This window comes from Micromonospora sp. WMMD1082, assembly GCF_029626175.1.
Lineage (GTDB): Bacteria > Actinomycetota > Actinomycetes > Mycobacteriales > Micromonosporaceae > Micromonospora.
On the sequence record NZ_JARUBM010000002.1, the window covers coordinates 6,670,169 to 6,682,705 of the forward strand.

Annotated in this window: 11 protein-coding genes; 6 read left to right on the forward strand and 5 right to left on the reverse strand. The window is 73.0% G+C overall.

Annotated elements, in window-relative coordinates; genetic code table 11:
• Window positions 1-85: 85 nt before the first annotated feature.
• The 4 genes from O7615_RS30685 to O7615_RS30700 are packed head-to-tail and all read left to right on the forward strand — an operon-like array spanning window position 86 to window position 3,621.
• Entirely contained in the window at window positions 86-628 is a 543-nt protein-coding gene (locus tag O7615_RS30685; protein WP_278181281.1) for a hypothetical protein, read from the forward strand.
• Window positions 625-1,701: a peptidoglycan-binding protein gene (locus tag O7615_RS30690; protein WP_278181282.1), complete on the forward strand. Its 1,077-nt coding sequence runs from the start codon at window positions 625-627 to the stop codon at window positions 1,699-1,701. Before O7615_RS30685 ends, O7615_RS30690 begins: the two co-directional genes overlap by 4 nt.
• Window positions 1,698-2,393, forward strand: a complete 696-nt coding sequence (locus O7615_RS30695) for an ABC transporter ATP-binding protein (RefSeq protein ID WP_278181283.1) — start codon at window positions 1,698-1,700, stop codon at window positions 2,391-2,393. Before O7615_RS30690 ends, O7615_RS30695 begins: the two co-directional genes overlap by 4 nt.
• A gap of 1 nt (window position 2,394) precedes the next feature.
• The gene (locus tag O7615_RS30700) at window positions 2,395-3,621 is read left to right on the forward strand and encodes an ABC transporter permease (protein ID WP_278181284.1); all 1,227 of its coding nucleotides are present in this window, start codon (window positions 2,395-2,397) and stop codon (window positions 3,619-3,621) included.
• 10 nt (window positions 3,622-3,631) lie between these two features.
• Here the strand turns inward: O7615_RS30700 and O7615_RS30705 are convergent, their stop codons facing one another.
• The 3 genes from O7615_RS30705 to O7615_RS30715 are packed head-to-tail and all read right to left on the reverse strand — an operon-like array spanning window position 3,632 to window position 7,464.
• Complete coding sequence (locus O7615_RS30705) at window positions 3,632-4,726, reverse strand: hypothetical protein (RefSeq protein WP_278181285.1); 1,095 nt, start codon at window positions 4,724-4,726, stop codon at window positions 3,632-3,634.
• A gap of 3 nt (window positions 4,727-4,729) precedes the next feature.
• Window positions 4,730-5,809: a hypothetical protein gene (locus O7615_RS30710; protein ID WP_278181286.1), complete on the reverse strand. Its 1,080-nt coding sequence runs from the start codon at window positions 5,807-5,809 to the stop codon at window positions 4,730-4,732.
• Window positions 5,809-7,464, reverse strand: coding sequence for a hypothetical protein (locus O7615_RS30715; RefSeq protein ID WP_278181287.1), 1,656 nt, complete (start codon window positions 7,462-7,464; stop codon window positions 5,809-5,811). The genes O7615_RS30710 and O7615_RS30715 overlap by 1 nt, the downstream gene beginning before the upstream one ends.
• A gap of 300 nt (window positions 7,465-7,764) precedes the next feature.
• Between O7615_RS30715 and O7615_RS30720 the strand changes: the two genes are divergently transcribed.
• The gene (locus O7615_RS30720) at window positions 7,765-8,958 is read left to right on the forward strand and encodes a GAF domain-containing SpoIIE family protein phosphatase (protein ID WP_278181288.1); all 1,194 of its coding nucleotides are present in this window, start codon (window positions 7,765-7,767) and stop codon (window positions 8,956-8,958) included.
• A 142-nt stretch (window positions 8,959-9,100) separates the two neighbouring features.
• Here O7615_RS30720 and O7615_RS30725 read toward each other — a convergent pair whose 3' ends face one another.
• Window positions 9,101-9,856: a phosphotransferase gene (locus O7615_RS30725; RefSeq protein ID WP_278182291.1), complete on the reverse strand. Its 756-nt coding sequence runs from the start codon at window positions 9,854-9,856 to the stop codon at window positions 9,101-9,103.
• Between the two features lie 76 nt (window positions 9,857-9,932).
• Here O7615_RS30725 and O7615_RS30730 point away from each other — a divergent pair, with 76 nt between their 5' ends.
• Complete coding sequence (locus tag O7615_RS30730; RefSeq protein WP_278181289.1) at window positions 9,933-10,553, forward strand: GNAT family N-acetyltransferase; 621 nt, start codon at window positions 9,933-9,935, stop codon at window positions 10,551-10,553.
• Between the two features lie 23 nt (window positions 10,554-10,576).
• Here the strand turns inward: O7615_RS30730 and O7615_RS30735 are convergent, their stop codons facing one another.
• Window positions 10,577-12,457: a BTAD domain-containing putative transcriptional regulator gene (locus O7615_RS30735; protein WP_278181290.1), complete on the reverse strand. Its 1,881-nt coding sequence runs from the start codon at window positions 12,455-12,457 to the stop codon at window positions 10,577-10,579.
• Between the last annotated feature and the right edge of the window lie 80 nt (window positions 12,458-12,537).

Below are 12,537 nucleotides of genomic sequence, written 5' to 3' on the forward strand. Positions count from 1 at the left end.
CCGTGGACTGGTCCGGTCGTCCGGCCGCAGCAGCCGGGCGGACGGTCCGGCGAAGGCCGCCGGATGACCGGAAAGGACATCGACGATGCGACGGAGAACTCTGATGCTCCCCGTACTGCTCGCGCTCGCGCTGGCCGGTTGCGCCAGTCGGGACGACGGCGGTACCGGCGTGGCCACGGCCGGCGACACCGCGGCAACGCCCTCCGCCTCGGCGGGCGGCACCGGCACCGGCACCGGGGGCAGTGATGCCGAACGGCAGCTGGACTTCGCCCGCTGCATGCGAGAGAACGGCGTGGACATGCCCGATCCGGAGGCCGGTAACGGGCCGATGTTCCGCTTCGACGGCAGCGTCGACCCGAAGCAGGTCGAGGCGGGCATGGAGAAGTGCCGTCACCTGCTGCCCAACGGCGGACAGCCGCCACAGCTCGACGCCGAGCAACTCGAACAGATGCGGGTGATGGCCAGGTGCATGCGGGAGAACGGCGTACCGGACTTCCCGGACCCGGCCCCGGACGGCCGGATCCAGATCTCGCGGGACGCCCTCCGGATCAACCCGGACGACCCCACGTTCCGCACGGCGATGGAAAAGTGCCGGCAGCACGCGCCACAGTTCGGAGGCGATCGATGACCCGCCGTACCCGTCTGCCCGCGGCGGTCGGCAGCGTGGCGCTGCTGCTCGTCACCGGGGCCGGCGTGGCCGCGGCGGTCGGCTTCGGTGGTGGTGCTGGCGACGACGCCGAGGCGCGCTCCGCACCTCCCGCCAGCGCCACCGTCACCCGGCAGACCCTCGCCGCCGCGGAGACCGTCGACGGCGAGTTGGGGTACGGGCCCAGCCGGACCGCCACCAGCCGCCTGTCCGGCACGCTCACCGCGCTGCCGGACACCGGCGCCACCGTGTCGCGCGGCAAGCCACTCTACGCCGTCGACAACGACCCGGTGATCCTCCTGTACGGCCGGCTGCCCGCCTACCGGACGCTCCAGCCCGGCGTCGAGGGGCCGGACGTCGAACAGCTGGAGCGGAACCTGAGGAAGCTCGGCTATTCCGGCTTCACCGTCGACGGCACGTACACGTGGGCCACCGCCGACGCGGTCCGGGCGTGGCAGGACGACCTCGGCGTGCCCGAGACCGGCCGCGTCGAGCTGGGCCGGATCGGGTACGCCGACGGTCCGGTCCGGGTGGAGAGTCACCAGCTCGATGTGGGTGCGGCCGTCCAGCCCGGTCAGGCGGTGCTCAGGTACACCGGTACCGACCGGCTGGTCACCGCCGAACTCGACGTCGACGACCAGCGACTCGCCGAGCGCGGTGCGGCGGTCGAGGTCACGCTGCCGGACGGTCGGCGGGTGGCGGGGAAGGTGAACACGGTCGAGACGGTCATCCGCAGCGGTGCGGCGGGCGCGGCCGGTGAGTCTGAAGCGGAAACGAAGATCGAGGTCACCGTCACCGTCTCCGACCAGCAGGCCCTGGCCGAGTTCGACCGGGCGTCCGCCAGTGTGACCTTCACCGTCAGCGAACGCGCCGACGTGCTGACCGTCCCGGTGGCCGCGCTGCTGGCACTGGCCGAGGGGGGCTACGGGCTGGAGGTCCTCGACGGAGGGTCGAGCCGGATCGTCGCCGTCACCACCGGGCTGTTCGCCGACGGCCGGGTCGAGGTCAGCGGCGACGGCGTCACCGAGGGCAGCACCGTCGGGATGCCGCGATGACCGGGGACGTGGTCGTGCTCGACCGGGTCAGCAAGCGGTACGCCGGCGGAGTGGTCGCGCTCGCGGAGGTGTCGCTGCGGGTCGGCTACGGCGAACTGGTGGCCATCGTCGGGCCGTCCGGCTCCGGCAAGTCGACCATGCTCAACGTCATCGGCACGCTGGACCGCCCCAGCTCGGGCACCGTGCTGATCGACGGTCACGACGTGGCGCGGCTGTCCGACCGGCGACTCTCCGCACTACGCGCCACCCGGATCGGCTTCGTGTTCCAGCAGTTCCACCTGGCCCCCGGCGTACCGGTGGTCGACAACGTGGCGGACGGCCTGCTGTATGCCGGCGTACCCCGCCGGGAACGGCGGCGACGCGCGCAGGCCGCACTGCACCGCGTCGGCCTCGGCCACCGGCTCGGCCACCGGCCGCACGAACTCTCCGGCGGCGAACGGCAGCGGGTCGCGGTGGCCCGCGCGGTCGTCGGCGAACCCGCCATACTGCTCGCCGACGAACCGACGGGCAACCTCGACACCAGCTCCGGGACGGCCGTGCTCGACGTGCTGCACGAACTCCACCGGGCCGGCACCACGGTTGTCGTGATCACGCACGACCGGGAGATCGCCGACAGCCTGCCGCGCCAGGTGCAGATGCGCGACGGGCGGCTGCGCGCCGACTCGCGGCCCGCGTCGAGCGGGGTGAGCTGAGATGACCGTACGTACACCGGACCGGCCGGCTCCGCTCTCCCCGGCACGGATGCCTCCCGCCGATGTCGTGCGGGTGGGCGGTGTCGGGCTACGGACCCGGCCGCTGCGGGCGTTTCTCTCCGCGCTGGGCATCGCCATCGGCATCGCCGCCATGATCGCCGTGGTCGGCATCTCGGCGTCGTCCCGAGCCGAGCTGGACCGCACCCTCGCCGCCCTCGGTACCAACCTGCTGACCGTGTCACCGGGCCGGACCTTCTTCGGCGGGGACGCCCAGCTTCCGCACGAGGCGGTGGCGATGATCGGCCGGATCGGGCCGGTGGCCCAGGTGACGGCCACCGGTCAGGTCGCCGACGCGAAGGTCTACCGCACCGACCTCATCCCGGCGGCGGAGACCGGTGGCGTCGCCGTCCGGGCGGCGCAGCTCGGGCTGCTGGACACGGTCGGTGCCGAGGTGGCGAGCGGCACCTGGCTCAACGAGGCCACCGCGCGGTATCCGGCGGTGGTGCTCGGCGCGACCGCCGCCGAGCGGCTCGGACTCCTGGCCGCCGGGCCTGATGTCCAGGTGTGGCTGGGTGGCCGCTGGTTCAGCGTGGTGGGCATCCTCGTCCCGGCACCGCTCGCGCCGGAGCTGGACAGCTCGGCCCTCGTCGGCTGGGATGTCGCCGCCGGCCACCTGGGCTTCGACGGCCATCCGACCACCGTCTACGCCCGCGCGGAGGCCAGCCAGGTCGAGGCCGTCCGGGCCGTGCTCGGGTCGACCGCCAATCCGGAGGCGCCCAACGAGGTGGACGTCTCCCGCCCGTCGGACGCGCTGGCCGCCGCCCAGGCCACCGACGAGACCTTCACCGCGCTGCTGCTCGGTCTCGGCGCGGTGGCGTTGTTGGTCGGCGGCGTCGGGGTGGCCAACACCATGGTCATCTCGGTTCTGGAACGGCGGGCCGAGATCGGCCTGCGTCGCTCGCTCGGCGCCACCCGGGGACAGATCCGCACCCAGTTCCTCGCCGAGTCGCTGCTGCTGTCAGCGCTCGGCGGGACCGGCGGGGTGCTGCTCGGCATCCTGGTGACGTCCGGGTACGCGCTCTCCCAGGGCTGGCCGACCGTGGTGCCGGCCTGGGCGACGGTCGGCGGCGTCGCCGCGACACTGCTCATCGGCGGCGTGGCCGGCCTCTATCCGGCGATCCGGGCCTCCCGCCTCGCCCCCACCGAAGCCCTGGCGGTGGCGGGATGACTCGCCAGCGCTAGCGCGGGGCCTGCGGGACGCTGGGACGCCGGGGATCGACCGGCCCGGCGTCCCGCAGCGGGCAGCAGGCCGCGCCGGCGCCGTTCCGCGAGTCGACGCGGATCGCGTCCAGGAGCACTCCGGCGGCCTGCTCGATCACGACGGGTGAGCGCGGGCGCAGCGGGTCACCGGACCCGCCGGTGGCCAGCGGCAACGGCACCAGGGTGCACTCCCGCACCAGCACGTCCCGGTATTCGAGCACCCGGACCGAGTGGTCGATCTCGCTGCGACCCCAGCCGGCGATCCGCACCGCGTACAACGGGCCGTTCCAGGACACGCAGGCGTGTGACACCCGGATACGCTCGCCGACCGCGCTGCCGTCCGAGGCGTGGAAGCGGTCCGTGTTGTCGCCGGGCAGCAACCGGAAACCGATCTCGACCTCCGACAGGCAGACCCGCTCCACCACGACGTCGTGGACCGAGCTGAGGTAGAACCCCTCGAACGCGTCGGACACCCGCAGGTCGCGGATGGTCAGGTGGTGCGGGTGGTAGGACGGCCCGACGATGGCGTCGACCCCCTCGCCGACCGCACCCCAGTGCACCGCGATCCCGGTGCAACCCCCCACGATCGACACCTCGGCGATGGTGATGTCGCGTACCGCGCCGACCACGGCGATGCAGTTGGCGGCGCGCGCGTCCCGGCGTTCGACCTGGACCCGCCGGATCTCGATCTCCTCGATCCACTCCGCCTCGGCCGGGTAGAAGTAGCTGCCGACGGTGATGGCGGTGCCCCGGTCGCCGCCGTGCTCCCCCGGCGCGCACGGCGGCGGGAGGAAACCGACATCCCGGATCGCCACCCGCGAGCCCAGCACGTGGACGATGGGCTGCCCGTCCGACGCGGACGACGTCAGCCAGGTCGCCACCGGCCCGTCCCCGTGTGCCGCCCCGGCCAGCGTCCAACCGGATCCGACGACCACCCCCCGCTCCAACGGGAAGGTGCCGGCCGGCAGCCGCACCGTTCCGCCCGCTCCCGAGGCCAGGAGCCGCTCGATCGCCTCCTGGTTGGCCGTCGCGTCGTCGGTGAGCACCAGGTCGTACGCGGTAGCGTCAAGCACCGGTCACCACTCCAACTCGACGACCTGGCAGACAATCTCGGCCACCCGTCGCCGTACGGCTGGGGCCTCCCGCTCGGCGAGCCCGATCAACACCGGCCCGGGTGCCGTACGCGCGATCACCACGTCGAGCGCGTCCTCGGCCGATGCCGTCGCGCGCACCGGGCACTCGGTGCCGTCCAGGAGGCTCACGGCCCGGACGGCCAGGCGATCCGGGTGGGGCGGCCGGGTGAAGGGCGACGCCTCGAACAGTGCGTGGCCGGCCCCGCGTTGTGCCACCCGCAACGCCTTCAGCACGGTCTGGCCCCGCTGCCGGCGCAGCCACGCCTGGCTCGGCTGGCGGATCGCGGGCGGGGGGCCGGACGCGGTCGTGATCCGCAGCCGGCAGCGCACCGTGGCGCCGCCCGCGTTGACCACGACGAACCTCGACCGGGCATGGCCCTGGCCGCGACCCCGTGCCCCCACCAGCCCGCCGGCGCTGACGAGACCGGCGAGTTGCGCGGGCCCGCCCGCGAGACGGCCCGAGCCCTGCCCCTCGGCGAGGTCCTCGATCGCGTGGACCTCGACCTGGTTGATGCGGACCCCGATCGCCGCGAGCTGGCTCAGTGCCGAGGCCGCCCAGCCCGGGAGGGTGGCGTCCGCGAGTTCGATGATCAGCAGACCGTCCTGGCCCACCTCGTCCGCCCGCAGGTCGAACTCGACCCAGGCGTGGGCCTCCACCAACCGCAACCGCCCCCGCTGGCGGCTGATCAGCGCGGCGGCCCGATCCGCGCCCTGGGCTCGGACCATGACCAGACGCGGCAGCTCCCGCATTCCCCGGGCCGGTGCCGCCGCGCGGGACCAGGCCGTCTGCGAGGCGCCGTCGACGTGCAGGTTCACCCGGACGCGGACGGGCCGGCCGCCGGTGCGCAGCTTCAGCACGACCGCGCCCGACGCGCCCTGCACCCGTCCCACGATCGCGATGCCTCGGGCCATCTGGTCGGCGACCAGCACCTCGGGGTCGCCGCCGGAGGTGAACAGCGCGGGCAGCTCCCGCGCGGGGGTCGGATCGTCGAACTCCGTGGCGAACCATGCGCCGATCGCCACTACCGGACACCCCCGGGCACCTGAAGGTCCGTCCGGGTCAGCACCGGCTCGCGCCGCGTCCACATCCGTTCCACGGCCTCGAAGAGCGGGTCCGCGTCGCTCTCGATGTGCCGGAACGCGGTCCGCACCGCGCGGAGCATGTAGTCGGCGGGCCAGACCTCCCAGTGCGGCACCTGGGGCGTGAACAGGTCCGTGGCGCTGCGGTAGAACCACAGCCAGAGTCGGGCGCGTTCGACCTGCTCGGCCGAGATGGTCTCCGCGCCGTTCAGCATCGCGGTGATCGCGGCGTCGAGGGCCTTCCAGTAGGACTCCGGGTCGTTCACGACGGTGGACAACCCGCACTCGCTCCACTCGGACCAGCCGGCCTGGATCACCGGGATGCCGTACGCCGGTAGCTCGTTGCTCACGCTGCCGCGAACGGTCACGCCGAGGTCGACGAGGCTCCACAGGCCGTTCTTGCTGAGATCCTTGCTGAGCTGGAACACCATGTGCCGGTGCCGCCCGTACTGCCGGGCGACCGAGTCGAAGAAGTCCGTGCTGTCGTACCGGAACTGGCTCGGATGGTCCTGGAACAGCCACTGGACCTCGGTGGCGGTGCTGGCGAACCGCGCCGTCTCCTCGAACCAGTCGGCCAGGGTGGGGAAGGACTGGTGGTTCGTGCCGGGCGCGTCGGAGACGGCGTGGTTGAACACCGCCACGATCGGCCGGGACGGGTCGAACCCCAGGCGGGCCGCGAAGTGGGTGCGCAGCCGGGCCCGCTCCTCGCTGTTGGTGATGTCGACGGAGGCGCTGGCACCGCCCCGCCACCAGCTGGGCCGACCCAGGTTGACCTTCGACCGCCAGGCGACCAGCTCCGCGTTCCGCCGCACCTCGCCGCGCCGCGACCAGACCCGCTCCTCGAAGAAGGCACCGATCTGGTGGGTGAGTTCGCCGCGGAAGGTGTGCTCACCGGTGTCGGTCTCGGGAAACAGTGCGTACGCCTTGAGGCACCCCGTCTGCTGGGTGTGCACGACCGGTACGCCGGCGCGCCGGGCGGAGTCGACCGCCAGGCCCCAGTGGTCGTAGTCGACGTGGCTGGTCACCAGCGCCACCGCGGATCCGCTGCCCAGCAGGGCGTCGTAGCACGACGACATGGCCCGGGCCAGTGCCTGCCGCCGCCGGTAGCGCGGGTCGGCGGCGGGATCCTCGGGCGGCCGGGGCCGCTTGGTCACCCGGCAGTAGGTGGCGCTGACGAACTCCTCCAGGGTCTCCTCGCCGATCGGCGCGCCGGGGGGCAACGGCCGCCCGAACAGCGTCACCGGAACGGCGCCCGGCGTGGCGGAGCTGGCCGAACCCTCGACAAGGCGGTAGAGGTCGATGACCTCGCTGGCGCCGTACGCCTCCGCGACCCGCTCGACCAACTTCACGTCGAACTCGGTCCACAGCGCCTCGTGCCACATCTGCTCCACGCCGGTCACGACCACGAGCTGGGCCGGCACGATCCGGCGGATCGCGTTGGCGACCGACAGGTTACGCATCGCCACCCTGATGTCCTGGTGGAACACCTCGACGACGATGTAGTTCTGGGACGGCATGGACCCCAGGTTCTTGCGCCAGTAGACAGCAGCGGAGTCGAGGAATGCCTCGAACTCCTTCTTGTCAGCCCCGAGCCACACCCGCAGAACCGTCCTTCCCCCGCGTACACGCGCCCGAGCGCTGTGTCCGCATTCATGGATTCATGGCGCACCGCAGAGCCCGCCGACGCGTTCGGAGAACGGGTCGCTGACGACTCACGGAAGACCGCAAGGTACCGCCATCGGGCGGATCTGAGGTTGACGCCGCGTGGACAACAGGTGACGGGCGGCGGCGGAACCGACGCCCTGGTCGTGATCGCACCGGCTCCGGCGGGGCGACCCGCCGCGCCCCGCACGCTCGTCGACGGCCTTCCGAGGGGTGGGCAGGTCTAACCTGTATCGGTGACGGCGAGCGAGTTGGATGCCGACGAACGGCTCCGCCGGATGGAGGCGGTGGTCGACGTCAGCCTCTCCGAGATGGGTGCCGACCAGCTGCTTGCCGAACTCCTCGACCGCGTCCGGCGGATCCTGCGGGTGGACGTCGCCGTCGTGCTGCACCTTGATCCGCACGCCCGGCAGCTGATGGAAACCGCCGTCTCGGGTCGTCCGGACGGCTCCGCCGGTCACCGTGACCCTGCCTGGAGCGGACTGGCCGCCCGGATCGTCCGGGACCGGCTACCGGTCGCCGTCGCCGGCGTCGACTCGGCCGCCTCGGACCTCCGGTCGCTGGCCGCGGTGCCGCTGCTGGCGAACGCGGATGTGGTCGGGGTGCTGCAGGTGGGCAGTTGCCGACCCCGCCGATTCAGCGCGGAAGATGTCCAGCTGCTGCAACTCGCCGCGGACCGGGCGACCCAGGCCAGCCAGGCCGGGCAGGCCCACCTCGATCGTGCCGCGGCTCTGGCGCTGCAACGCAGCCTGCTGCCGCCGCAGCTGCCGGAGGTGTCCGGGGTGGACATGGCGGCCCGCTACCTTCCCGGGCACGACATCGGCGTCGGCGGTGACTGGTACGACGTCTTCCTGCTCCCCTCCGGCTGGCTCGGTGTCGTCATCGGCGACGTGGCCGGTCACGGACTACGCGCGGCCGTGGTGATGGGCCGGCTGCGTAGCGCCCTGCGCGCGTACGCGCTGGAATGCCCGGACCCGGCCGAGGTGCTCACCCGCCTCGACCGCAAGATCCGGCACTTCGAGCCGGAACACCTCGCGACCGCCCTCTACGCCATGCTGCCGCCCGACCGGAACCGCATCCACCTGTCCCTGGCAGGTCACCCGCCACCCGCCCGCGCCGCGCCGGACAGGCCCGCCGAACTGCTCGACCTACCCGTCGATCACCCGCTCGGCTTCGGCGGCGGCCACCCCCGCCGGACGACCGTCCTCGACTTCCCCGACGACACCGTCCTGGTCTGCTACACCGACGGCCTGGTCGAACGGCGCGGCGAACCCATCGACGAGGGACTGCACCGGCTCCGGGCGACCATCGAGCCGGGCCCCGCCGAGACGGTCTGCACCACCGTGATGGCCAACCTCGTCGACGACCGCCCGACCGACGACATCGCGCTGCTCGCGATCCGCCGCCGGTCGACCGGCGCCGCTGCGTAGGCGTCCGCGCCACCACGCATGCCAGGATTCGGCATGACGATTCGCCGTGCCGTGCCCGATATCACCACCGCCGACCCGGTCGCGAGCAGCGGGTTCTACCAGCTGCTGGGTTTCCGGGAGGAGATGAACCTGGGCTGGGTGGTCAACCTCGTCTCATCCGGGATCTCAACACGTCGAACTCGCAGCCCGGCAGGGATGGGTCGAAGCCGTGCTCGACCAGCCAGCGGGCCGCCACCAGGCTGCGCCACGACCACCACCCACGGATCACGTCGAGGTCGACATCGGCGCCGTAGCCGGCGACCACGTCGTCAAGGTGTTCCTCGTGTCCGAGCGTCAGGACGGCGAGATCGTACAGCGCATCGCCCCGGGCCGCCTCGGACCAGTCGAGCACACCGGTGATCTCGTCACCGTCGACGAAGACGTGGGTGATCTGCAGGTCGCCATGCATGAACACCGGTGTCCACGGCCGCAGCGCGGCCTCGGCAACCTGGCGGTTGCGGGTGACCACGTCGGTGGGAAGGACACCATGCGCGACGAGCCACTCGCACTCGCCGTCGAGGCGCGACACGATCTCGTCGAGGCGCCGACCGGGCCAGGGCGGCAGGGGCGCGTCGTGCAGCGTCCGCGCGGCCGCACCCGCCGCGGCCCACGCCGCCGACGACGCGGGCGAGGGCTGGCCGAGGCGGCCCAGCGCCATCCCGGGCAGGGCGGCGAGCGCGAGTACGGGCGGCTTGCGCCACAGGACCCGCGGAGTCGGGATCGGCGCCAGAGTCATCGCCTCGACCTCGACGTCGGTGCGCGTCTGATCAGCGTCGATCTTCAGGAACACCGCACCGACACGCAGGGTCGCCCGCTCGTCATGGGCGACGACGACCTCGACTTCCGCCACGTCGACCATTATCCCGGGACGACCATCGACGCCGCCGAGGACTTGCGGGCGCGTCATGCGGGTGGATGCCGCGTACGCTCGGCCGATGGACGCGGAGCTGCGGATCGAGACGGCCGGCCCGGCGATGGCCGCGGCCGCGGCGGGAGTGCTCTGCCGAAGCCACGCCGAGTACCCGGCGTTCCAGCACCTGTTCCCGGACCGCGCCCGGCGTCTGCGGGTTCTTCGGCCATTCCTGACTGCCACCGCTCGGGATGCCGCGCGACACGGTCGCCTGGACGTCGCCCGGATAGGTGATCGTGTCGGCGGCGCCGCCCTCTGGATGCCGCCGGGCGCCTGGCCCGCCACCCCCGGGCGCAAGCTGCGCATGACGCCGGCACTCACGGTCGCGCTGCTCACCGCCGGCGGCCGCGCCCGGCCCTGGCTGCGCACCGGCGCCGCGATCGAGGCGGACACCATCGACGGGTGGTACCTGATCGCCCTCGGCGTCGACCCGTCCGCTCAGCGGCGCGGCGTCGGAGGCCACCTGCTCAGCCCGGTGCTCGCCCTGGCCGACGTCGACGGCGCCACGGTCGGGCTGCACACCTCCGACCCGGCGAACGTCGCCTACTACCAGCGTTTCGGGTTCACCGTGACCCGACCGCTCGGCGAACTGTTCCCCGGCGGCCCCGCCTACCTGAGCATGCGCCGCCCACCGCAGCCTTCGTGAACGTCCGGCTCACCGGATGCGGCTCACCGGATGCGGCCGAGGGCGGCGTCGAGGTCGTCGAGATGACGTGAGACCGGGCCGACGGTGAGCATGCCGCTGCCGGCGCCGGCCAACTCGTTGGCGGCCGGCGCGAGTTCGCTCCGGGCGCGTGTCATCGCCGTCCGGTCGTCGAGGGCGATGGCAGCTTGGGCGGTGAGGCACCACAGGGCCTCGAACAGCAGGTCGCGCGGCGGATCCGGGATCCGACGCAGCGCCGCGGCGGCATCGGCCGGGCGGTCCCGTCGCAGTAGGACGAGCGGGCGTACCCAGGGTGTGTGCGGGCCCCAGTCGGTGTCGTCGTCGAAGCGGACCGGTTCACCGTGCGACACGTGCAGGCAGAGCAGGGCCAGCGGTAGCAGGCCCCGCTCGACGCCGGGCATGCCGGCAGTGGCGAGTTGCGCCGCCGCGTCGCGGTAGGCCGCTTCCACCGCCGGTGGCGACGGTTCGGTCGCGGCCAGTCGCAGCGCGCGGTACCACCGGGTGAACACGCCGACCAGCGGGCGGTCGTACCGCTCGGCGAGCCGGTCCGCCGCGGCAGCGTGCCGGTCGCCGGTGGCGAAGTCCGCGAGCGCGCTGTGGGCCTGCAGTTGGACGAGATGGCCGAGGATCTCGAATGTCCCGAGGCCGTGTTGAGCGGAGAGGGCGACGAGTTCGGCACCGATCTGGTTCCGCTGGGGAGCCAGGCCCGCGCGGTGGAAGGTCTGCATGAACACCCCGTTCAGCGCGAAGGCCAGCAGGGCGGGGTCGCCCAGGCGGCGGGCGATCCGCTCCGCCTCCTGGGCCGCCTCGGGGCCGCGGGCCGCGCGGGTACCGCGTGACTCCACCGCGATCGTGGCCAGCAGTCGGGCTCGGGTGGCCTCGGACGAGTCGGGGCGTAGGGCGGTCAGGGCCCGCTCGGCCGCCGTCACGATCTGCGCTGCCTGCGCCGGATCATCCGAGCGCGTCCAGATCGCGGGGACGTCGTAGCCGCCGATCACCCGGGCGGTGAGGTCAGGATCGCCCAGCTGCTCGGCGGCGGCGATGGCCGCGATCCGCTGATTCCGCGCCGCCTCAAGCCCGCTCGCCCCGGTCACGGCGAGACTTCGCAGCAGGCCGACCGTCGACTCCAGTCGAGATCGGGAGCCGGACGCTACCGTACGGTCGTATGCCGCTGCGGTCTCCGCCCAGACCCGGTGCGGTCCCGGTGAGCCCGGGCCGTCGCTGATCCGATCGTCGTGCCGGAGGATGTCGGTCTCCAGGCGCCGCAGTCGCGGGCTCGGATCGACGCCGAGCTGTTCCAGGAGCAGGCCGCGGGCGCGGCGCAGCACCGCAAGCGCATCACCCTGGCGTCCGGTGCGATACAGGGCGAGCGCCAGCAGCCGCCACGCCTCCTCCCGCCACGGATGCTCGGCCACGTGCGCGTCGAGATCGGGTACGACGTCCGAGGCGCGCCCGACGGCCAGTTGCGCCTCGGCCCGCTGCTCGATCGCGTTCAGCCGTAGCTGTTCAAGGCGGGAGCGCTCGACACGCGACCACGGCTCGTCGTCGACGCCGGCAAACGCGGGCCCCCGCCACCAGCTCAGGGCACGATCGAGCCTGTCGAGTGCCTCGTGCGGGGACGCCGTGGACGCGGCGGAGACCTCGTCCTCGAACCGCCAGGCGTCGACCGCATCCGGCGCCAACCTCAGCGCGTAGCCCGGGCCCTCGGTGACCAGCAACCGTGCCGGCTCACGCGGTGGACGCTGCGGCTCCAGCGCCCGCCGCAACGCCGCCACGAACGTGCGGACGCTGCTCACCGCGCCTGGCGAGGGCTCCTGCCACAGATCATCGACGAGGTGGTTGACCGGTACCACCCGACCGCGCGCGACGACGAGTCGCGCCAGCACCGCGCGATGTTTCGGCCCTTTCAGGTCCATCGGCGCGCCAGTGCCGTCCCAGCCGACAACCGGCCCGAGAACACCGACGC

Coding starts and splice junctions, on each gene's coding strand:
- O7615_RS30685 (WP_278181281.1), top strand. CDS start 86: ATGCGACGGAGAACTCTGATGCTCCCCGTACTGCTCGCGCTCGCGCTG.
- O7615_RS30690 (WP_278181282.1), top strand. CDS start 625: ATGACCCGCCGTACCCGTCTGCCCGCGGCGGTCGGCAGCGTGGCGCTG.
- O7615_RS30695 (WP_278181283.1), top strand. CDS start 1,698: ATGACCGGGGACGTGGTCGTGCTCGACCGGGTCAGCAAGCGGTACGCC.
- O7615_RS30700 (WP_278181284.1), top strand. CDS start 2,395: ATGACCGTACGTACACCGGACCGGCCGGCTCCGCTCTCCCCGGCACGG.
- O7615_RS30725 (WP_278182291.1), bottom strand. CDS start 9,856: ATGGTCGACGTGGCGGAAGTCGAGGTCGTCGTCGCCCATGACGAGCGG.
- O7615_RS30730 (WP_278181289.1), top strand. CDS start 9,933: ATGGACGCGGAGCTGCGGATCGAGACGGCCGGCCCGGCGATGGCCGCG.